We start from the raw sequence: 20,002 nt of genomic DNA on the forward strand, positions 1-20,002 counted from the left end.
AAATTAAGAGGTTAGGTCGATGCGGACATCACTAGTGTTGTGATATGAACTGCCTACCAGCATAACCGTGACGCGACTGTTTGATTTTACATTGACCGCTATTTGTTTTTGAGCAATACCAAAATTCTGATAACCCCAGTAATGTCCGCTACTACCGCCTTTATCAACCCGGACGCTGGTTTTAACAATACCAACCAACCCGCCATCGACATACACGTTAAAGGATGCGGAACCGGTGTGAGAACCATCACCGGCATTGAATAAACTGGATACAGTCACCAACAAGACTTTGTATGATCCATTTGATACGATATCAAGATTATTGACGCCTGCACGCGACATGCCACCGCCCCCGATACTGGTCAATATTCCTTTCTGGCAGAAAAGAGGCGCACCTTCGGCATCCCGAGTTAATATACCGGCCTCACAGGATTGACCAGGCACCATAATCTTATTGAGTTGCAGAAACTCATCTGTGGCCAGACGGCCTTCGGCGTGTATTGTTCCGCCTCGCAGTTGTCCTCCGGTATAAATCCCTTTGTTATTGACGCTGCGTACCCAATCGTCGTCCGTCATGGTCAGCCCGCCCCCGTGGGTAGCATTCAGCCATCCCTTGTCGTTTTGGGTAATGATCCAGCCGCTGCTGCTCTTGATATCATTTTCTACTGTTGCCGTTTGGGCATTGACAGCATTAGTGTTGTTTAATGAGTTATTGCCCATATCTATGTCGGTATGCATCTTATTAAGGTCTGGGCGGCCATTAACTTTGAAACGGTACAGCCGATCGCTTTCCTCTGCGTCCGTTCCCAGTACATCCGAAGACAGGTAGGCCGCCAGGTGACCATTCTGCCCACTGAGGCCGAAATGGGTTAGATTGACTTCCCAGCCGCCACCGGCACCATTAGCGATATTCTCGGGATAAATGTACCCCCCCAGACCTGCGATGTTTTGTGCAATGTAACGCTGGCCCTTGAAGGTGATTTGCTGTCCCCCAGAGGTCAGGATAAAGGCCACCAGTTTATCGGGCGGTGTCGGGTTGAGTGCAATGGCCACCACATAGTTTTGACCGTTGTTATTGGTCAGGGAAAAACCAGGCGGAAGGTAACCGGTGTCACGGAGTGCCTGACCTGTCACGGTCACCGTGCCCGTTTTGGCTTGAGTGAGCAGGTCGTTGTAGTTATCTTTTATATAGCGGCGAGCACCCTGACTGACGGTGCTCAGGTGCGTGGCTGTAACATGCCACGTTTGTTCCTCCATGTAGTTTGAATAGCGTTCAAGCCCGATGGGGGCAGCAACCAGTACGATCCCCAGCACGATGGCCATGGAAATCAAGGATAACCCCCGGTTGATACGGGGAGGTGCAGTTTCAGCTGTCATAGGGCACCAAATAGGGTTAATTGAGGGAAGCACACCGCAAGGCTTGCCAGTAAGGCAAATAACCAGGGTGCATAAGGCTGGGTCCTTTTTTGTGTCAGCACCGCCCCGATGATAAAAAGCAAAAAACCGCAGCCACTGAGCAGACTGGCCAACGGCCAGGGAAGCCAAGCGCAGAGTGCCGCAATCAAATGAACGTCACCCAGTCCAAAACCGTCTTCACCTTGACGCAACCACCGGGCACCGACATAAAAGGCATAAAGAAACAAGAACATGCCGCAACTGCCGAGTAAGGCTGCCCACCAGGACAACGTATTGCCAGGAAGAAGGGTAAATAACACCCCGGTCACCCAGAAGCCTGAGGTAAAACGCAGAGGTAACCAGCATTGACGCAGGTCCAGTAACACCAGGGGGATCCCCCACGCTAACAATGTCAAGTATTTGGCGATGCTCAGCGGAGAGCCCCCCGAATGCAGACCGAACAGCAAGAGTGAAGACCCAGCAAGAACAAAACTGGCCATCACGCCACACACCTGCAGCAGGGTCAACGCCTCTCCGTCATGTACGTGTAAAAATTGTTTTGCCTGGATAACCAGCGGAATGGCCAGCAAGAGCATCAACAGGGAGATAGTCAATAATGAGGAGAACATCAGGCCACCCCACCTTTAAGCTTCAGGTACTTGGCATAGACCTTACGCGCATAAATCATCCGTCGTTCACCGTTGTTATCGGCAAATCCAGCATTATAAGAGCCTAGACACTGCCAGTTGACGCCGCATTTTTTGAGGTGCTTTGCCAATATCCAAGCACCAATCTGTACGTTGAGGCACGTATTGCTCAGCAGATCCTGTTCGTCTTGGATCAGGCCTAGTGTCCGCAACTGCGGAATATGTCGGTCGTTGATTTGCATCAGCCCATAGTCACGGCTGGTGACAACCCCTTTTTTATTACGATTCATACCGACAGCGCGGGGGTTCAGACTGCTTTCAACGGTCGCCATCGAACGCAGTAACAAAGGGTCGACTCTGTAGCGTATGCCCGCCTCATTGAAACAGAACGCCTGTGACGGTACAGAGAACAGTAACGTCCCGCCCAGCACCAGGCTGTACAGCATGCGTTGATAAGAAAACAACATGTGAATGCACTCCAGAGAGAAGCCGGCAGCAGCATCACTACAACTACCGGCAGGATGGGCATCAGGTGTTGCTGGTAAAGGTCAGGGTATTTTGACCAACAGACCCATTATCCGCAGTGCACTGGGCACCGACGGCGCTCGCGGCAATTTGACCGTTGGTGGTCGTCCCATTGACCAGCGTGGTCACCACACTGGGTGCCGCACTGATTTTGGTCGCCAGCGTAATACAGGCTTCCTGTGGCACGGCCGCATACGTCAGAGAGAACGATGACTTCTGCCCACCCGCCGTGGCGACCGGTTGCACGGTAACCGCACCTCCCCACAGGTTTTGCAACTTGGCGGTCCCCGAGGTTTTGGTGCCCACCATCGTCATGTTGGCCGGTGCGCCACCAAACTGGATAAGTGCGCCCGTCATCGTATCTGCCGAGGAGAAATCATAAATACCGGAGGTCTTTAGCATGGTGCGGGTGTTGGTCAATAACTCGGCAGCATTATTGTACTCGGTACTGGCATCATTTCGGTTAAACAACCCGCCTCCTTGTGTGACCGCAATAGCCAGTACCACCAAGGCAAGTACGATATACATCGTGGCTTCGATCAGGGTAATAGCACCCTGATTGATACCCACGCGAAGGGAGGTATTTGACAATTTCATAGGATGTGTCCTTTAGGTTTGATAAGAAATACGTGGCTTAATGTGAGCCAACGATATCGGTGAGGTTTTGTGTCGCCAGCAGAATGAGGATCATGTAGCCCGCATTGGTGCCTAATGCGAGGTAAGACAACAAGGCGGCAGTCTGTTTTATCCGTTTGACGGTTTGCACCAGCCAGGATCGGGCAAAATTTTCGATAATTACTTCCGCATTATCGCCATCGGTCAACAGGACCAGTTTGTCGATAGCGCGGGGGGAGGGGAAACCATACCCGGCATGGCGTAGCGCCAGACCGAGATGGTCACCCTGTTTGACCTGCCCCTGTGTCGCGGTCAGCCGCTCAAACAACCAGGGTGGGGCGTGACGACTCAACATCTCTAGTGCATCTTCGGTCTTTACCTGAGCGCGCATCAGTGCACTGAAATTCAGCAAGAACCCGACGCCGAGCACATCCCGATACACACTCCAGGGCAGCAGATGGTCAAGCACATGCTGGCGTGCTTTACCGGTCAGGTTTGGCAGTGACCAGATGATGAACGCCGTGAGCAGCAATAATACCGCCCCGAGGATTGGGGCATTGTTGACAAAAAATTCTGACACGGTACTTAGCCACCACAGGGCTCCCGACCAGTTGTCACGACTCGACAACGATTCCAGGCGGGGCAGAAAATAGACGGTGACCATTTTCATCATGGCAAACGTGGTGCCAAGCAACATCATGGGGTAGGCCAACGTGGAGATAAGCGCAGATTTCATATCGGCCATGCCCTGAACGACGGTAATCGCACGGTATAACGCCGCCGCCAGATCCCCATCCTCAACGCTCGCGCTGAGGATGGCGGCCTCTTGTCGGGGTATCCAGGCAACCAGCCCCTGATCGATTGATTGCCCCTGGCGTAATGCCTTCAACATATCTTCCAGGCAGAACACCACCGGTGGACGCTTTTTCCCGTAACTCTCAATCATCGACGTCAGGGCCTTTTCCACTTTGAGGTTGTTGTCGAGTAAAAAAGCCAAATCCTCATACAGCGCCAACCGGTCAGTGGTGGTAAAGGTTTTTTGCGCCAGCCAGCGGCCCAGCGAATCGCTGAGTGCAGGGGCCGAACGGGGTGGGTCAGGCAAAAAGCGCAGCCGCTGACATAATGCTGTCAAACGTAAGCGCATACTTTTTCGTGAGGTCATACGCTTTCCTTCTTCGGTAACAATGTCAGGCTGTCTTCATCTAACGGACTGATGTAATCCGCTTCAATGGGGTCAACCAGGCCCGCGTGGAGATAGCGCAACAGATGCTGCCCTCGGGTGATCCCCCCCAGTTCATTCACCCAGTAGCTGCGGGCAGCCAATTTTCCTTGATGACGGAACAACTCCATGAAGGTCGCATCCGGGCGGATAACCTCGGCAATCACCTTGCGGCCGGTGATCCCTTTGTAACAGTGCTCGCAGCCCTCATGTTGGCGAAAAGCCAGCGTGTCGGTCTGGCAGAAACGCGTCAGCAGCGCCTTTTTCTCAAGATCCATCTCAGCTTCAACGTCATGCCAGCTTTTCTTGCAGTGTGGGCACAGCAATTGCACTAGCCTCTGGGAAATTAACCCAATCATCACCTGGGGGTCAGCCACCTGTCCCATCGGAATATCCAGGGTATCGGTCAGGCGGTCGAGTATCCCGACACTGTCATTGGCGTGCAGGGTATCCAGCACGATATGCCCTGACTTGGCGGCAGTGAGCGCCGACTTGACCGAGTTTGTATCGCGGATTTCGCCGACAATAATCGCATCCGGATCCAGACGTAACGAGGCTGAAATTGACCTGACCCAGGCGCGGTTGAGTGCTTCCGGGTCATTTCTGTCTGCAATAATTGGCATCTGGACGGCCCCATGAATGAGTCCTTCAGGGGGGTCTTCGATGGTCAACAACCGCTTGCGATTGCCCGTAAAAGCCAAGTACATCGCGCTGAATGTGCGAAGTGTCGTACTTTTCCCGGAGCCCGTGGGGCCGGCCACCGTCACATTCCCTTCAGGTCGAGCCACCATGCGACGAATAAGGACCTGTTGCTCAGGTAAATACCCCAGTTCATCCAGTGTGGGCGGCGATTTTCCCTCATCGGGCAAGATACGCATGACCACATACAGACCAAACTCTGACGGGGCATGAGCATAACGGGCACCGAAGAGGCTCAGCCCTTGTAAAAACTCCTTGCGTACCCGGCCATCTTGAGAGCGGTTAGGGTTGAAGCTCTTCTCCGCCATATCGCACATCGACATCACAATGGCCGAGGCTAACGTCATGCCCTCAGCCCGCTCTAACTGGGTAATGGTTTCAAGATCGCCATGCACCCGAAATTGCACGGTTGTCACGTTGTTCATGCCAATTAGCAAGTGAATGTCGCTGGCCCCTTTCTCCTTGGCCTGTTTAAAGAAGCTGATCACTTTTGCTTGTTGGGCGGAAAAATCACCGTTGACCGCGTGTTCGGTGATACGACTTTGTTGCAGAGCCTTTAGTGCATCGAGCTGGACACGTTCAATGCGCAGGCTGGGGTACTTTTTGAACGCACTGGCGATTTCCGATTGCACCGATATATGGGTACTGTGGGCATCGGAGATAGACAGGACGGGGTGCGCGGAATTTGAGATATCAAGATGAAGGTAGGCAGACCCTTTTTGTTCATAAGACATGATTTACCCCGCGAAAGACAGTGACACCAGTGACTGATCCGCACCAGAGACCACCACATCATTAATGCTGACATGTTTAACAACAAAATCCGTTCCGGGGATACGCTGCCCCACTTGAACGGTCACCTGATTACCATTGCCGAGCGCCAGTAACGCTGTAAAAACCTTACCGTTGCCGGTTATCTCGATGACGTGTGGCAGTACCGCGTCTTTTGTGGCCCCTTTAACCTCTTTTTTACTGTTATCCTGCGACGGGGGGGCAGGATTGAAGGGTTGATCCAGCGAGCGGTCATAACCGTTCTTCTGCAGCTCGTTCAGGGCTTTGGCTCGGGCCAATTGGGCTTCGTACAGCACAGTTTCAGCCTGAATAGATTCCAGTTGCCCCAAGTTGAGTGCCCGTCCAGCCTCCGTTCGAGTAAAGACCGTGGTCGGCGGGATATCGCTGGATGCGGGCGCGGGCACCACGGTTTCTGTGTCGGGGATTGCTGTCGGGGTGGTGCGCACATCAGTAACGGGGGCGGCGAACACACTTGGCGCAGTCAGTGCCAAGTACAGCGCCCATGGGATAATCTTGAATTTAACGTTCGGCATACAAAACTCCCTCAATGGTATACTCCAGACGATTATTTTTGAGCGTGGTCACAATGCTTGATGCCCGAATACCGCTGCTATTAAAACGTGTCGGTGCAAATAACCGATCTGGTGGGATATCCGTAATGAATGCGAAGCTGTAGGTGCGCCACGGTAGGCTTTGTGCTTCGCCCTGCGTGAGTTGTGTTGACGTGTCTACGGCACTCAGACGCAGACGGGCATTGATGCGTTGGGCATAACTGGTCAGATGTTGTATCTGTTGGTCCCCCGGTAATAAGTCTTCTGGCCGATCGGGCTTAACCAGTGTGACAGGCAAGATAAAGGAAGCATCATTAGCCGAACCGGGAATATTGAATTCGGGCTGAATATCCTGGCCATACAGCACAGGCAAACGCACCGCGAAATCTCCCACTGTGCCGCCATTTGGCAAGGTGTAGTGCAGCACCATTCGGCCGTTGACCGTACAGTCAGCCGTATTGAATACCCAACCTGCAATGGATATCTGGGCAGATTTCCACACGGTACTGCAGCCACTGAGCATTTCTGAGAAGAGGGGCTGCTTGCCCCAGGGCTTGAGGCTGTCAGCGGGGGCCTGCTGGCGGACGTTCTGCTTTTCAAGCAGTGCGGCCTGTGCAACAGCGATACGTTGGTCATTCAGATGGGTCTGCCAGATTGAATACCCGAAATACCCTCCCAACAATGCCACCATGGCCCCCCCCCAGAACCACATGGCTTGGGTGTCATGCGTTTTATAGAGCCTGGCACGACGTAACCCTGAGGTATTGCTGAGCTGCGGGATAAGTTCTCGCGCTTGTATTGCCGTATCAGGGAAAAAACCTGCTGGGGCATAGACTGTCCAACCACCGTCCGGCACCGCGGTGATTTGCAGGAAATTGTCCACGGCTGTGCGGACTGCGGTTTCACTCCCAACAATATCGCCAAACGGAGACAACATGCCATTATTGATGGCCACAAACCAATATTGCCCATTCGGTAACAGAAAAACGGCGTAGCAATCAGCCGGTAACGTAGGCAGAACTGCCAGTGCCATCGAGGCTTGCTGCAAACGGCCACGTTTGTGACCTGTTATATCATTTATGTTGACCGTGCCGAGTAGTGTGCCCTGAGCCTGTCCCTCCTCTGTCGGCAAGGCGGCCCAGTGACTGGCTTTTGCCGCCCGCGCTCTCAGGCGCATACTGCGCCGCCCACGCAGAGGCAAATATTGCCAGTAGAGTCCGGCAATCAACCAGACCTTTCCCACTTGCACGCTATAGCGTCCGGGGGTTGTTTGTCGTGTCATGATTTATTCCAAAATAACCGGGGTGATAAGAATGAGGGTTTTATGGCGCTCTCCTTGATTGCTACTCATTCCACTCAACACCAACGTCTGCCCTGACTGAATATTGACGCGTTGGGTAAACGTTTTGAGGTGGGTTTTCGTCAATTCCACGGTATTACCCCCACTGGAGAAAGGTTGGATTTGGGTGTCATATCCACTGAGGCTAAGCTGCAGTTGCATTTTTGAAGAAGATGGCATCAATAATGGTAATACCGTCATGTTGACCCCTTCATTGTTACTGCCTGACTCTTGTTGATACTGGAAGGGAGCTACTGCTTGATTGGTGGTCAAGGTTGTCGATTGCGTGATGACACTGACTGTCGCTTGCGTCGACAAGGCGCTGATAAACCCCTTAGCACCTGGTTTTTCGTCCACGATAGCAACACCACTGAACTCATCTGCGGGGGTATCAGTAAAGGGAGACTTGACGACTGCACTCCAGTCAATTTTTTTGTTATTACTCGGCGCTTCAACACGCAGTATCTGTGTATGGATAGCCACCTGCCGGTCCATCTCATTTTTCCCGTTGTTGGGGAGGGATAGGGAAGTCTGCGCAGTTGCGACGAGGGGTAACGAGAGTAACGTTGTTAATACACAACGGAAAAATTGTCTTTTCATGGTAGGCCTTGCAAAAACAGGGGGGAATGGGCGATATGCTTGATAAATAGCGATGGAGACTAAAGGACGATGAGCTACCCCAGAATGACGGGGGTGATAAGAATGACCAACATGGTCTTGTTATTTTCACCGTTGGCTCCACCACCGAGTCCCCAGAAACGGAAACTGCCGACACCCTGACGGTCGACGGTCTTACCCAATGACTGATAACCACTCAGCACCAGCGTCTGCCCCGATTGCATATTGACGCGCTGGGTAAACGTTTTGAGGCGGGTTTTCGTCAATTCTACGGACGTATCCCCACTGGAGAACGTCCTCATGGTCGGGTCATCAGAGATGTTAATGGCAAACTGCAACTGCATTTTTGGTGACTGTGGCACCAGGAAAGGCAACACGGTCATGTTGAACCCGGTGGTAATCGTCGATTTGGTGATGGTACTGGTTGACCCGACATTGGCAGTATTCTGCGTAGAGACCCCCGAAGCGTAGTCCTGTTGCAATGCGACCTGAATGGGTACCGCTGACAGATTGGTGGTCATACTGGAGGCTTCAGTCATCACGCTGACATTCGCCTGTTCCGACAACGCTTTGATAAAGCCCTTGGAGCCTTTGCCTTTACCGTCCAGGATAGAAACTCCACCACTCAGGACATTGGAAGCCGAACCGGTAAACGCATTGGTGAGGGACAGTCCGACACTGCCACTGTTAAACACGGCGTCCAAATCAATCCCCAGTTGGTCCTGAGTCCGTTTTTCTACGCTGTAGACCTGAACGTTGAGCACGACTTGTCGGTTCAATTCAACATTTCGTTCATTGATATAACGGCTGATTTTCTCCAGAACGCGCGGGGTATCCGTCACCGTCAGAACCCCTGCAGAGAGGTTCATGCGGCCGGTATCCGGTGTCAGCATTGACTTGATGGTATTGGTCACGTCCTCATACAGGCTGGACTTGATTGCCATATCGGTGGTTTGTGATGTATTGGAGTCACCACCCAATCCGCCTTCGGACGTTCCCATTGAGGAGGTCGTCCCGCTGACTGTCTTCGACGTAAACCCAGCTTTACTGTCCATGAAGTTTACCGGGAAGGTGCGGGTATCTAGGTAGAAAATAGCAATTCGCCCTTGCTCATGGCGCCACGATAACCCCAGGCGCGTGGTGACGTTATCGAGCAATCCGCTCAGTTCCCCCTGCCAGAACAATCCACGTAGTGCGGTACCATTGGAAGGCAAGGCGGCAGGGCGTATCGCAGCCCCCCCAAATGCGGACAGCGGCATCATGCCATTGGGGTCAGGCGGGGGGACAGGGCCGCTCAACTGTTCAGTTTTACCGCCGCCAGAGGGGATCAGCATTGCTTGCGCGTCCGGGGTAACGACCACTGGCAGATGACAACGCTTGCTGACATAGGCGCTCACCTCCGCCAGGGTAATGCTGCCGGGACGATTAATGGCCACCGCACAAGGCGGGAGTGAATTGCTGCCACCTGGCAACGCATTCAACGGATAAGGGTTTATCCATTGCGAGGTTAAATCACGGACTACGGCACCATTTTTTAGGGTGTTCAGGTGTTTATCTGCCTGTTTCTCATCTTTTGTAACCTGATTATCGCGCTGATCGATACGCTCAATGGGCGCACACCCACTGAGCTGTAGGCACAGAACCGCCGCCAGCCCAATAAGGGGAAGCTGTTTTTTCATGGAAAGCCTTAAGATAGGAGTTAGTTGAGGTATACCAGACTGCCATCAGGGATGGTGGCAGGAACGCTTACCTGCATGTCATTACCGAGACTGTCAATCAAACGGCGACTGACGACTTTACCGACCAACGCTGACTGACGACTTTGAGCCAACATGGCGGCCATTAACCCTGGTTGGTCTATTTGGTAGACATACACCCGGTCAGTCTGCAGTACATGATGCAATCCAGGAACAGACACCCAACTAAAGTTGCTGTCTGGGATTACACCGTCTTTTGGTCCTGGATTGTTATAGCGCCAGTCATTGATTTCATTGATATAACGTACTGTCAGAATCGTTCGTTGACTTAATGAGCTGTCCTGAGATTGCATGCCGGCCTCATCATGGGGAGAATAATTACTCCAGACGAACAATCCGACAAAGATAGAGAGCAGCCAGTAAATCATCAGCGCACCTCCTTATCATCCACGGAAATCACACACTGAGGCTGACGAACCCCCGCGTACAGAGGTACTTTCGCCGCACCATATAATGTGAACAAACTATTCAATGCATCACGGAAGTCACCTTCAAACTGCAATGGTGCATCAATGCGATAGTTGACCGAAGTCAACCAGGCAATGGTCCAATTGGATATGCCAGGAACAGCGCATTTTTCACCGACAGCCCAAAGGAACAAGGTGTCTTTGAGTGTTGAACCCTTCTCTGCCTGCCAGTTTTTCGGCTTGGCTACCGTTTTTATCACTGGCTTAATGGCCGGCGTTATTGACGATACCGGCGTGGCTGATGGTGTTGTTCTTTTACCTCTAGGGAGTGCGGTGGATTCTGTTGCTTGGCGTGATGCACTGAACGGGTTGCGTGGCCCCGGTGACACCGGTGAAGATGATTTTGTCGGTGTTGATTTATTGTCCGTTTTAGCCAGTAGGGCTGGATTAAATGCCGCTGTCCAGTGTGCAATAGAGACTCTCTGTGTTGGCCAGTTTATCAATGCAACTAATTGATGTTGGATTAAGAATCTGTCCAGAACAAATGGCCATTGGTCATTAGCTTCAAAATCAATCCGCTGCTGAGATATTCCTTTCAGGTCTGCAGAATATTCAATCGACCATCCCTGTGGAATAATTTGGCGAAGAACAGCGTTAATAGATTGATTGTGTGTGCTCCGCTTAACAAGCGTAAATGCCCCAGGAGTCCCGAGTGATTTCACATTTTTTAATCCCCGAATTGAAGATGGATTATCCTGTGCTGAATTCAGTGGTGCTGCAGATGATTTGATACCAAAAGATGATATAGGGGTTGGCGAACGAGACCGTTGTGTCATAGCACTGGCTTGCTTCAGTGCTTCTTGTGCCAATAAGATTACTTGAGTGTTTGTTTGTATCTGTACATCCACAAATTGTAGGGCGTCGCTGCTGGCCGGTTGACGATGCGGCAGGCTGCAGCCACCCAATATAATGGGGAGCAGCATTGATGTGTGAATGATTTTCATAGGTTTCATCAGGTAATGGAATAGCCATATCGATTGATGTATATGGGGACGATATTGCTAGGGTGACGAGAGGAGGGCTAACGGATATAGTCTTGCTGAAATTCTGCGATTTGCTCCTCTGTCTCATCGATTAAATTACGCAGAGAGGACAGCGTACTGAGTGACATTTTATCGGGTGATCTTGCTCTTAGGCGACAGGCTCGTTTGAACTGAATAACCCGTGCTGCCCTGCGGATATGGAATTCACGCAGGTCCTTTTCAGTGACGGTGATACACATATGAACTTTCCTCAGTATTGATGTTGGTTTTTTCTTTAGACCAAATGAGAAACTCTTATTATTCAGTGATAACTCTCCTTCTTGAAGGGGGCTGAGTTTTTCGGTGGTTGCCAAATATTGTCCTTACTGGGACTCCATTCACCGGCAGGTATAGAGGGCGTTCCGATGTGCAGAGTGCGGATGATACGCCGGTTATCCAACTCCATTTCATTCGCCACAACGCCCTGAAATCCTTCTGTATGGAATATCATTTCCGCATCTTCACTGTTCTCTGTTGTACGATTTAACAGAAGTTGAAATGTGATGGGCTGTACCATATTCCCTGCAGGTTGGAATGCATTTTCCGTACACGTTAGTTGAAGCGCATGTTTACGGCGGCCCTGCCGGCGTTGCATTAGTTCCGTCGTTATGTTCTCTGGAAACCGGCAAATAACAAGGTGCCAGCCTTTCTGCATCAGGATATTAAGTGCGGAACGAAAGCGGAACAGGTCGCATTGTTCTACCGCGGAGGCATGACTCAGTAGAACGCTAAGGGTTGAGTCAACCGGAACGCCTTTATCACTGGTTTCCAACAACTGACGCAGCGTGGTGAATTCGGCATTCATGCCACGAAAACTGGGATTACCGCGTGCCGTATCTAGCCAGTTCGCGATAAAACGTCTGCGAGCCATTTCCGAGGTGAAGGTTTTTTCCTGATCGGCGGTACGTAGCGCAACCAGAATGCACCAGAGCAGATGGTGAACGGTATTATCTGCGGAGTACAAAGGCTATCTCCTTTTAATTGAGTTGGTGTATCGAATGCCGGCAATGGTGTTTTTATCACCCTCCAACAGAAGGAATACACCATAAATGACCAGCCGGTAAAGGGACAGGGATGTCCATGGCAGGACCAGCTCAGACACCATTGCCGGCATCCAGTGTTGTAGTAACGCATCTGGGGAAAAGAGCCCGACACAAGGCCGGGTTAACTGCTAAATGCCGGGAGTGTAATTAGAACCCCAGCAAACTAGGTTCGAAGACAAGTTTCATTAACAAAGTCACTCTCGACACCGGGCGGGAGTCTTGCTCTATACTGAGAAGATATTGGTACTGTGTTGTTGTGAGCCATTTCTGGGACGCGGATTCCAGCTCATTCAGAGCCTCTGGGCTAAGAGTGGGGTCAGGATGACATTTCATCAAACCTTCCACGATCAATGGGCGAAGTGGTGCAATTTGAGGACCATTCATAACAAAACCACAGAAGGCAGAATGTCGGCGGATATTATCAACGGTCTGAGTGGCCAGGTTTGCTTTCAGGAAAAAATAACCGGGGAACAAAGGTGAAATGCGCTTGCGTATACAGTTGATTTTATCCGTGCGCCGAATGGTTCTAACTGTCAGTGGCGTCCAGGGTGTGATGTGCTGCTCGCAAAGCCAGCCAAAAAGCTTTTCGCGGTTTTTGCCACCGGTAATGTACTGCGCTAGGTACCAGGATTGTCCGTTAAGTTCTTCAATATCCATCATGCTCTCGCCCGAACCGATCCCCCTTAGGGGCCATTCATTGTATCCGGCAGGGACCGAATACACTGGGCGATAACGCTGAAACAGTGGCTGTCTCACTCAGCTCTCTGCAGTTCAGACAGCGGCATCGCTCAGTCTATTCTTGTTCAGATGCACTCCATTCTCTTGGCGGTAGAACGGGTACAGGAAAAATCATAACGTCAAAATACAAGAAAGTAAATATATTACAAATTCTAATAGTCGTGACTGCTGAGCTTTATATGATCCCAAGACACTAAGAGGTAGGTCACATGGTTCCCAAGCGACTAAAGGCAGCTCGTGAAGCCGCGGGATTATCACAGGAAAAACTAGCTGAGCTTGTTGGTATTGAAGGTGTAAGCCTCAATTCTCGCTTGTCAAATTACGAAGTCGGTCGCAATACCCCCTCCTTCGACTTTATAGTCCGTATTGCAAAAGCACTGGACTATCCGGAAAGCTATTTCTACACCATTGATGACGACGTAGCGGAAGCTATCCTTCAGTTCCATCGGCATAAAAATAATGCAGTCTTAAATCCATTTTATGATGCTCAGGACGACGCTCGGAAGTACAAAACATCCTTGGATGAAGCCAAGAAAATGGTTGAGCGTCTTTTAGAATTCATCAACAAATCAACTGGTTAACAGGCTTGCTATATATATGCCTGAGTTCGTTTATCTCTGCTCTTGGCGGGGAGAAGAGACGATTATCGATTAAACTTGGTGAATCATACGAGAACAGGCGTTGGTAAAGTAGTGCCGTCTCGGCACTACTAATTTTTATAAGGGACTGATATTATAAAGGGTTTTCATGAGGAGATTGGTGGCGCGGATCTGTGATCCTGTTGCCGGCATCCGAATTGCGTCTTTGCAAAAGGGTACTGCGCTGAACAGCTTTGGTACTCGCATGGATCAAGGAACAAAAATTAGTTGGCATGTGCATGGGTGATGAATGGTTTTCCATGCTGGATGGAGAAGGCGTTATCTACCTTGCCGATCTGGTCGAGGGCGGGTTGAAGAATAAACGGCATTACCTGGTTAAAAAAGGAGATACATTCTGCATCTCCGGTAATACTGCGCATCAGCTGCACGCAAAAATATAGCTCGTTATGCCCTGATTCACACCTGAGCACAGGCAGAATTTTTTAGATGACCTCTGCTAAGGTAATATACGGTGATGATGTGTCAGAAGTTGTTCTGGCACATATCGATGCCAGCCTTTTTCTCTAATAAAATCGATAAGCATCCGCGTATTAGTAACCCCCGCTTTATCATAAATCATAGCGATTATATTTTTTATATATCCTTCAGAACGATTCAATATCATTGCAATTTCCTTTCTGCATAAATGAGAACGTAAATAAAATATAATCATCCATTCTATTTCTGAAAAAAAATCACTGGGAAGTGTGAGTAATAAGGATTCAGGTTGACATTCTGATGTGTAAAACCGTAATGAGATATGTTCTGCTTTACGTCCATGAAAAAAAGTTCCGACTATATTCCCGAAAGCATCGGGAAAAGGTGTTTTATCAAAGAAATAAGCGCTCAATTGTTGCTCTCTACCGAAAGGGTGTATCTCCAGTGAGCTTCGTCGTTTTCCTGTATTTTCTACAAGACGATCATGAGCTTGGAACAAGCTAGCATACTCAGATGTTGGTGCCGGTAGGTCGTTATCCTTACGACCGATGACGCTGTAACCTTTTGGTAAGTTTAGTAGGTCATGATACGCCTTATTAGCATATCTAAAAATTGAGTATTTATCTTTAATGCCGCAGGGTTCGTCCAGATTGTCCATATAAAGCTTGAATATGACTGGTATTTCTAGTTCATTTTTATGCGCGGTTTTTTTATTTATCTTCCGGGACATGAATTTTCCTCTATTAGTAAAAGGAAACTAGAATAAACCGGCATAATGAAATACATTATTTTTAGACAGTTACGCAACTTCGATAGCGTTTATAAATATTTACCCAAGGTTCGATTGTTAATCATTTAGGGGGATTTTATGAATATTAAAGGTTGAAAAAAAAGGGGGTAGGGTTTTGGACAATATTGTAAGTTTAGGTTCTTTTTTGAACTAACCCCCAAAGCACCCTCACTGGCTTGTTCAACGACGTCTTTCATTTTGGCCATAAGTGACCTTTTATTTAGAATACTTAGAAATAGTATTGTTGATAAATAAATTCTCTGCGTTCAATAAAGAGAACCTTATCAGAAGGTGTGTTAAGTATTGATTTTTAACGTTATTTAAATTTCACTGAGTGATGAGGATCGTTTTCCCGCGATCCACTAGTTGCAAGCTGTATAAAATCGAGTAGTATTTGCAAGAGTTTATGCTGGTGATATGGTTCTGTAAGGGGCTGAACAGCAAGCGAATGTAGTCTTATGTGGCTTTTTTGCGGCATAATGAATATTGGATGGGACATATCCTTAAATGTCTAGGGTAAGAGGTACCAGAGCAGCGGGCCTTAAATGCAAAAACCCCCCGAAATCTGTTCGCAACTTGGCGGAAGGGAGCAGATATCAGGGGGTCACAAAGCAGGCGCTGGCCTGTGAGAGATTATAACTCATGCAATTCAGAAAACAATACCCATCCGCCATCTGTGTAGGATGGGGTGAATAGTCAAAGCCAACAGGCCATTCAGGTACATCCTGATCCTCTAAAACGTACACGGCGAGGCGAATCAAACGCTTTGCGACGTGGACAATCTAAAGTTCATCGGCGTTATACACCCCAGTTGTGTTGCTCTGTGCCTCGAGGCATGGCGGCTAAAGTTGTGGCGCGTATGCAAAGCCATAATTGGCACCGCAATCATGATCTCATTGAACTGCGGCGGGAAGGTTATGTGCCATATACCAAGCGTAATGACCCTTACTTCACGCCAAAGGCAATGCGTATCTCAGCACGTTCTGAAAGCTGTGAGGCATTGACCGCGTTGTCAATGGCTCTGGCTGCCAATTGCGATTACAACCCAGACAGTGACTACCCGTTTGAAATCATGGCTCCGTTTGAGCAAATAGCGGCCGCGATGGGGATGTTGCATGTTTATGATAATGGCCGCAAAGCCTATGACAGCCCATTACATGCCTTGTCAGTACAGGAACAGCTCGGGTACGTGATTGTTCTACACGGTAAAGATACTGACAGTGGCCAGAATAAACCGTTGCGGTTATGGCTGACCGAAAAATTCTTCATTTCACGGGGGATCGCCGTTGAAGAGATCCGTCATTGGCTTGGCCAGTTCAAAACCTGGGCGATTAAAAACGGGTTGACTGAAAGTTTACGTAAAAAGTATGAACGGCACCTGCTGCGTGTTGAGCGTATTGGTATTGATCTAAATGACAAACCCTCTCTACGGAATCGCTTGAAACAAATCAAACGTTGGGTTGTCAGCCCTGACCTGGCAAAAGAGAAGCAAGAAAAAGTGGCTCTATTAGAAGGACGACTGGCTGAAATAGAGCGTGATAATACCCAGCGTCTCGATCTTATTCTGGACCAGACACAGCAAAATATCCGCAGTCTGGCCAAAGCGAAGCATAAACGCAAAACTCCGTATTATGATGCGTATGTAAAATGGTCAACCAGTTCAAAAGTCACGAGATTAGACGTCGTGATGCAAGAACAGGCCTTACAGAAAGAGCAACCCGGACTGAGCCACAGTGACCCGGAAACTTACTACCGCCTGTTGCTTGAGCGAGCAGGCATAATCTAGCCCCAAGATGACCCCATCCCGAACCCTACCGTGCGTTGCGCGGTTTTTGTGTTGGCCGAACCCCTGAAGTTGAGTGTTATTTAACCTCTACTCAACGGACTATTTTTCATTATCCACCCGAATTTATGATCGACAGTCACGCAATTCTCATTACGGTGAATATTTGTACTATTAACTTCGAATTGATGTACTTAATTTCGTAACCTGTTAGATAAATATCATTAATTTCGAACGTTATTACTGAACAAAATAAGCCTCTAAAAAGAGGAGTACTTTTCGAGCGGCTAAAGCCTGCTCTCTAAAGTAGCTCCCCTCGCTTCGCTCAGGGCAAATTACTCATTGGCAATACAGCATAAAGAACAATAATAAGTAGCTCCCGGCTAAAGCCGGGCAAAAGAACTTCACATAACCATTAGCTATTAACGGGGGTCAAAGCCCAATGGAACGGAAACGTACGCTAAGAGCGTAACCTTCTGTATTGTCAGTTTTAAGTACACATCAAACGGACATCATCCTTCAAAAAACGTACTTACCGTACGTTTTCGTACGGTAAGGCTTCAAACCCCTTAACTAAAAATTAATCCGGCTACATCAATTCCAATCGCTAATTCTTTCTTTTGTCTCCGACCATTAAACAATTTCATTGCTGTAAGCTGGGTTATAACGGCTCTCGCATAGCTCAAGCCTCAAAAAAATGGTCTGGTAGGGGAAGGGATGGATTGGTGGAACCTATCAACAGCGTAACCGGCTGCGCCGGGCTACGGCGCCATTAACCACTGTGCTCTGGTCAACTTCTCAGGGCGCCTCTATGCGCCTTCGGCGCATTCCTGGAATGCCTGCGCACTGCTCGGCATTCTTAACCAGTCACTACTCCAATAATCATTTATTGATAGTAATGGATTCAATTAATCAACATAATTGGGGTTCCACGCGGCGTTGTTGAATAAATCGAACTTTTGGCCGTAGTTAGGATCAGATCACCACACTCCTGATCCTGGGGTTCTACGCCGGAACCGCCGAAATTTCCGTTACGCCATTTCAGCCCGACTGCTAGCGCATCCAAGGGACTGTTTGGAGAACGGAAATAGTGCCCCCCCTCCGAGTTAGCTGATCTGCTTTCTAAACCAAGCCTTGAACTGATTGCGTTTTGAGTGAGTGTACAGGTCGTATTCAATAGGGTACTTTTTACGGAACTCGTTGATTGCTCGCTCACACCCTTCTTTTGTTTTCACTTGCTCAGAGGAAAAACCTACCGATGCTATTTTTTGCATTATCTGAGGATCCGTATGATGTGAAGGTTTTTTTAATTGAGGGCCGACGTCTAACCCGAACCGAATCAATTTTTCATAAGCTAACTCTCTCACATCAAAAATATGGTCGTTATTCATCAAATCAATCAGGGTATCGATACACTGCTGACATTTATATTTTCCAAGCAAATGAACAGCCAGCATTCTTTTCTCAAATGAATATACGATGTTTTTATTTCTTATTATTTCTTTCCTTGCTTTTTCTGTTGGCTCAGATTCTATATATTTATCTTTAGGTTCTTCAAGTGAAACTAAGTAATCTGCTGCTGACATGGAATTTTTAACTAAATTTTGTTGGAAGCTACGAAATGCAGTTCGCATATAAGATAAAGGATGAGCCATCGGGTGCGATTTACCAGGTTTTGTTAACCTCTCATGCTCCTGGTAGCGCTTATTAACTCTTTCCCAATCCTTCGGATAGACACGTTTAAACTCAGAAAAGAAAGAATCGAAATCACAACCAACAGGAAGGGAAGATAGCACAGTTGCTATTTTGAATTCTTTTTTCGGTATAACACTACCTTTTGATACCCGTTGTCTACTCATAGTCACCTTCTCCACACCAAATTTGGTTGCAAACCCCACTTTGATATGAGGTTACAATTTGAATTATATAAGATTTTTTTGGAAGCGTTACAACTTCTCGACATCCACATTCCAAGCCTGACGATCGCTTATCTGAACAAGGTAGCCAGCTTTTTCCAATGTATTTAAGAAATAGGGTTGTAAGCCGTAATCCGCCAAAATTTTGTCACCTTTTAGATAGGGATTTTGATTACGTCCTTTTACTACGTAAATCATATTTCATCGCATCAATCATGTCTTTCTCTAAGATTTCATTTTTCCTAGCTTCATCATCAGTATAAACAGCTTCACTTATCAGACTTGCAACTTTGTCTGAACCAAATAGCTTGACCTTCATGTGTGCAAGCCCGAAATCTTTAGATGTCTCGTGATTTTTTATGACTGATATCTTATGTAACGCCAAAAGAATCCCGATATATGCATCACATGTTTCGGCATATTGAGTTTTATTTCTTCCGGATTTTTTATTTAAAAAATAATCCACAATTGATTTTAAAATAGCGCCTAAACCAACCCCACCTAAAATCGCTAAGAGAGAATCCATTTTTACCTCTAAAATAATGTAGTTAATTTGATTGTTAAGTCTGAAATTACATTAAATCACGCCTACCCAACTACCTTACGAGCAAGCGTTCGATAAACAGTTGGCCGCGAAACAGAAAATAATTCAGCCAGATCGCTGATCGAGTACTGCCCGGTTGGTTCTGTCGCATTAAGGCGTAGTCAGGTAACATGCTGTTTTTTTTTACGATGTTGCCTGCCCATGTCTCTCATCCGAAAAGCCTTCCGTCGCCTGCATTACCCCACTGATGTTATCGCTCAGTGTGTTCGCTGGTATCTCGCTTATGCACTGAGCCTGGCTAGGCGTAAGGATTCATGCGTAAATGTGTAAGATCGCCCTCTAGCCCTTACCACATAAGCTCTATCAGAATTTTATGTCATAACTGGCAGGTACTGGATAGCGTTCTTTCACCTCAGAAAGGCCAAAACGATTGATATGATGAGTTCGATATGGGCTTAGTCCGGCC

21 protein-coding genes and 2 pseudogenes are annotated in these 20,002 nt (G+C 48.5%); 4 read left to right on the forward strand and 19 right to left on the reverse strand.

The features are described 5' to 3' along the window. Nucleotides 1-3: 3 nt before the first annotated feature. From pilV to DJ39_RS16850, 15 genes are all read right to left on the reverse strand, one after another. On the reverse strand, nucleotides 4-1,377 hold the full coding sequence (gene pilV / locus DJ39_RS16780; RefSeq protein WP_099511713.1) for a shufflon system plasmid conjugative transfer pilus tip adhesin PilV: 1,374 nt from the start codon (nucleotides 1,375-1,377) through the stop codon (nucleotides 4-6). After that, the gene (locus DJ39_RS16785; protein WP_038251878.1) at nucleotides 1,374-2,024 is read right to left on the reverse strand and encodes a prepilin peptidase; all 651 of its coding nucleotides are present in this window, start codon (nucleotides 2,022-2,024) and stop codon (nucleotides 1,374-1,376) included. Before DJ39_RS16785 ends, pilV begins: the two co-directional genes overlap by 4 nt. Then, nucleotides 2,024-2,509 (reverse strand): lytic transglycosylase domain-containing protein, encoded by a 486-nt coding sequence (locus DJ39_RS16790; protein ID WP_004720806.1) that lies wholly within the window; start codon nucleotides 2,507-2,509, stop codon nucleotides 2,024-2,026. Before DJ39_RS16790 ends, DJ39_RS16785 begins: the two co-directional genes overlap by 1 nt. Before the next feature lie 61 nt (nucleotides 2,510-2,570). Then, nucleotides 2,571-3,164, reverse strand: coding sequence for a type 4 pilus major pilin (locus DJ39_RS16795; protein WP_038251880.1), 594 nt, complete (start codon nucleotides 3,162-3,164; stop codon nucleotides 2,571-2,573). 37 nt (nucleotides 3,165-3,201) lie between these two features. Next, on the reverse strand, nucleotides 3,202-4,344 hold the full coding sequence (locus tag DJ39_RS16800) for a type II secretion system F family protein (protein ID WP_230596535.1): 1,143 nt from the start codon (nucleotides 4,342-4,344) through the stop codon (nucleotides 3,202-3,204). Further along, nucleotides 4,341-5,834 (reverse strand): GspE/PulE family protein, encoded by a 1,494-nt coding sequence (locus DJ39_RS16805; protein ID WP_069971730.1) that lies wholly within the window; start codon nucleotides 5,832-5,834, stop codon nucleotides 4,341-4,343. Before DJ39_RS16805 ends, DJ39_RS16800 begins: the two co-directional genes overlap by 4 nt. A 3-nt stretch (nucleotides 5,835-5,837) precedes the next feature. Then, nucleotides 5,838-6,425, reverse strand: a complete 588-nt coding sequence (pilP, locus tag DJ39_RS16810) for a type IV pilus biogenesis protein PilP (RefSeq protein WP_049688157.1) — start codon at nucleotides 6,423-6,425, stop codon at nucleotides 5,838-5,840. Next, nucleotides 6,412-7,725: a type 4b pilus protein PilO2 gene (gene pilO2, locus DJ39_RS16815; RefSeq protein WP_038251882.1), complete on the reverse strand. Its 1,314-nt coding sequence runs from the start codon at nucleotides 7,723-7,725 to the stop codon at nucleotides 6,412-6,414. The genes pilP and pilO2 overlap by 14 nt, the downstream gene beginning before the upstream one ends. A gap of 3 nt (nucleotides 7,726-7,728) precedes the next feature. Continuing rightward, nucleotides 7,729-8,382: a hypothetical protein gene (locus DJ39_RS16820; protein WP_143715016.1), complete on the reverse strand. Its 654-nt coding sequence runs from the start codon at nucleotides 8,380-8,382 to the stop codon at nucleotides 7,729-7,731. 74 nt (nucleotides 8,383-8,456) lie between these two features. Beyond that, nucleotides 8,457-10,079 carry a PilN family type IVB pilus formation outer membrane protein gene (gene pilN, locus DJ39_RS16825; RefSeq protein ID WP_004720794.1) on the reverse strand — a complete coding sequence of 541 codons (1,623 nt, stop codon included), beginning with the start codon at nucleotides 10,077-10,079 and terminating at the stop codon, nucleotides 8,457-8,459. Between the two features lie 20 nt (nucleotides 10,080-10,099). Then, nucleotides 10,100-10,525, reverse strand: coding sequence for a type IV pilus biogenesis protein PilM (gene pilM, locus DJ39_RS17165; protein WP_049688159.1), 426 nt, complete (start codon nucleotides 10,523-10,525; stop codon nucleotides 10,100-10,102). Continuing rightward, nucleotides 10,525-11,568: a toxin co-regulated pilus biosynthesis Q family protein gene (locus tag DJ39_RS17650; RefSeq protein ID WP_072012918.1), complete on the reverse strand. Its 1,044-nt coding sequence runs from the start codon at nucleotides 11,566-11,568 to the stop codon at nucleotides 10,525-10,527. Before DJ39_RS17650 ends, pilM begins: the two co-directional genes overlap by 1 nt. Before the next feature lie 77 nt (nucleotides 11,569-11,645). Beyond that, nucleotides 11,646-11,846 carry a hypothetical protein gene (locus DJ39_RS16840; protein ID WP_004720790.1) on the reverse strand — a complete coding sequence of 67 codons (201 nt, stop codon included), beginning with the start codon at nucleotides 11,844-11,846 and terminating at the stop codon, nucleotides 11,646-11,648. Between the two features lie 62 nt (nucleotides 11,847-11,908). Then, nucleotides 11,909-12,610 (reverse strand): DUF2913 family protein, encoded by a 702-nt coding sequence (locus DJ39_RS16845; RefSeq protein ID WP_004720789.1) that lies wholly within the window; start codon nucleotides 12,608-12,610, stop codon nucleotides 11,909-11,911. A gap of 226 nt (nucleotides 12,611-12,836) precedes the next feature. After that, the gene (locus DJ39_RS16850; protein WP_370273427.1) at nucleotides 12,837-13,349 is read right to left on the reverse strand and encodes a transcription termination/antitermination NusG family protein; all 513 of its coding nucleotides are present in this window, start codon (nucleotides 13,347-13,349) and stop codon (nucleotides 12,837-12,839) included. A 287-nt stretch (nucleotides 13,350-13,636) separates the two neighbouring features. Here DJ39_RS16850 and DJ39_RS16855 point away from each other — a divergent pair, with 287 nt between their 5' ends. Continuing rightward, the gene (locus DJ39_RS16855; protein ID WP_004720785.1) at nucleotides 13,637-14,008 is read left to right on the forward strand and encodes a helix-turn-helix domain-containing protein; all 372 of its coding nucleotides are present in this window, start codon (nucleotides 13,637-13,639) and stop codon (nucleotides 14,006-14,008) included. 296 nt (nucleotides 14,009-14,304) lie between these two features. After that, complete coding sequence (locus DJ39_RS18075) at nucleotides 14,305-14,466, forward strand: hypothetical protein (protein WP_004720783.1); 162 nt, start codon at nucleotides 14,305-14,307, stop codon at nucleotides 14,464-14,466. Nucleotides 14,467-14,522: 56 nt separating this feature from the next. Here the strand turns inward: DJ39_RS18075 and DJ39_RS16865 are convergent, their stop codons facing one another. Continuing rightward, nucleotides 14,523-15,233 (reverse strand): PAS domain-containing protein, encoded by a 711-nt coding sequence (locus DJ39_RS16865; protein ID WP_004720782.1) that lies wholly within the window; start codon nucleotides 15,231-15,233, stop codon nucleotides 14,523-14,525. Nucleotides 15,234-15,981: 748 nt separating this feature from the next. On the opposite strand from DJ39_RS16865, the gene DJ39_RS16870 reads away from it, so the two are divergent. Then, the gene (locus DJ39_RS16870) at nucleotides 15,982-17,079 is read left to right on the forward strand and encodes a Replication protein (protein ID WP_230596536.1); all 1,098 of its coding nucleotides are present in this window, start codon (nucleotides 15,982-15,984) and stop codon (nucleotides 17,077-17,079) included. Nucleotides 17,080-18,182: 1,103 nt separating this feature from the next. Here DJ39_RS16870 and DJ39_RS18185 read toward each other — a convergent pair. From DJ39_RS18185 to DJ39_RS18080, 3 genes and pseudogenes are all read right to left on the reverse strand, one after another. Then, nucleotides 18,183-18,935 carry a HEAT repeat domain-containing protein gene (locus tag DJ39_RS18185; protein ID WP_069971731.1) on the reverse strand — a complete coding sequence of 251 codons (753 nt, stop codon included), beginning with the start codon at nucleotides 18,933-18,935 and terminating at the stop codon, nucleotides 18,183-18,185. Between the two features lie 229 nt (nucleotides 18,936-19,164). Beyond that, a complete protein-coding gene (locus DJ39_RS16880) occupies nucleotides 19,165-19,518 on the reverse strand; it encodes a hypothetical protein (protein WP_038251884.1) in 354 nt (117 codons plus the stop codon). Between the two features lie 62 nt (nucleotides 19,519-19,580). Then, nucleotides 19,581-19,673, reverse strand: a pseudogene (locus DJ39_RS18080) (helix-turn-helix domain-containing protein); the annotation flags it as partial. A 64-nt stretch (nucleotides 19,674-19,737) separates the two neighbouring features. Between DJ39_RS18080 and DJ39_RS18085 the strand changes: the two are divergent. Next, nucleotides 19,738-19,833: pseudogene (locus DJ39_RS18085) on the forward strand (IS6 family transposase); the annotation flags it as partial. Nucleotides 19,834-20,002: the final 169 nt, after the last annotated feature.

This window comes from Yersinia ruckeri ATCC 29473 (assembly GCF_000754815.1).
Classification (GTDB): Bacteria; Pseudomonadota; Gammaproteobacteria; order Enterobacterales; family Enterobacteriaceae; genus Yersinia; species Yersinia ruckeri.

What these genes read in the sequence shown, in the direction of transcription:
- pilV (WP_099511713.1), bottom strand. Translation starts at nt 1,377, where the DNA reads ATGACAGCTGAAACTGCACCTCCCCGTATCAACCGGGGGTTATCCTTG.
- DJ39_RS16785 (WP_038251878.1), bottom strand. Translation starts at nt 2,024, where the DNA reads ATGTTCTCCTCATTATTGACTATCTCCCTGTTGATGCTCTTGCTGGCC.
- DJ39_RS16790 (WP_004720806.1), bottom strand. Translation starts at nt 2,509, where the DNA reads ATGTTGTTTTCTTATCAACGCATGCTGTACAGCCTGGTGCTGGGCGGG.
- DJ39_RS16795 (WP_038251880.1), bottom strand. Translation starts at nt 3,164, where the DNA reads ATGAAATTGTCAAATACCTCCCTTCGCGTGGGTATCAATCAGGGTGCT.
- DJ39_RS16800 (WP_230596535.1), bottom strand. Translation starts at nt 4,344, where the DNA reads ATGACCTCACGAAAAAGTATGCGCTTACGTTTGACAGCATTATGTCAG.
- DJ39_RS16805 (WP_069971730.1), bottom strand. Translation starts at nt 5,834, where the DNA reads ATGTCTTATGAACAAAAAGGGTCTGCCTACCTTCATCTTGATATCTCA.
- pilP (WP_049688157.1), bottom strand. Translation starts at nt 6,425, where the DNA reads ATGCCGAACGTTAAATTCAAGATTATCCCATGGGCGCTGTACTTGGCA.
- pilO2 (WP_038251882.1), bottom strand. Translation starts at nt 7,725, where the DNA reads ATGACACGACAAACAACCCCCGGACGCTATAGCGTGCAAGTGGGAAAG.
- DJ39_RS16820 (WP_143715016.1), bottom strand. Translation starts at nt 8,382, where the DNA reads ATGAAAAGACAATTTTTCCGTTGTGTATTAACAACGTTACTCTCGTTA.
- pilN (WP_004720794.1), bottom strand. Translation starts at nt 10,079, where the DNA reads ATGAAAAAACAGCTTCCCCTTATTGGGCTGGCGGCGGTTCTGTGCCTA.
- pilM (WP_049688159.1), bottom strand. Translation starts at nt 10,525, where the DNA reads ATGATTTACTGGCTGCTCTCTATCTTTGTCGGATTGTTCGTCTGGAGT.
- DJ39_RS17650 (WP_072012918.1), bottom strand. Translation starts at nt 11,568, where the DNA reads ATGAAAATCATTCACACATCAATGCTGCTCCCCATTATATTGGGTGGC.
- DJ39_RS16840 (WP_004720790.1), bottom strand. Translation starts at nt 11,846, where the DNA reads ATGTGTATCACCGTCACTGAAAAGGACCTGCGTGAATTCCATATCCGC.
- DJ39_RS16850 (WP_370273427.1), bottom strand. Translation starts at nt 13,349, where the DNA reads ATGATGGATATTGAAGAACTTAACGGACAATCCTGGTACCTAGCGCAG.
- DJ39_RS16855 (WP_004720785.1), top strand. Translation starts at nt 13,637, where the DNA reads ATGGTTCCCAAGCGACTAAAGGCAGCTCGTGAAGCCGCGGGATTATCA.
- DJ39_RS18075 (WP_004720783.1), top strand. Translation starts at nt 14,305, where the DNA reads ATGGGTGATGAATGGTTTTCCATGCTGGATGGAGAAGGCGTTATCTAC.
- DJ39_RS16865 (WP_004720782.1), bottom strand. Translation starts at nt 15,233, where the DNA reads ATGTCCCGGAAGATAAATAAAAAAACCGCGCATAAAAATGAACTAGAA.
- DJ39_RS18185 (WP_069971731.1), bottom strand. Translation starts at nt 18,935, where the DNA reads ATGAGTAGACAACGGGTATCAAAAGGTAGTGTTATACCGAAAAAAGAA.
- DJ39_RS16880 (WP_038251884.1), bottom strand. Translation starts at nt 19,518, where the DNA reads ATGGATTCTCTCTTAGCGATTTTAGGTGGGGTTGGTTTAGGCGCTATT.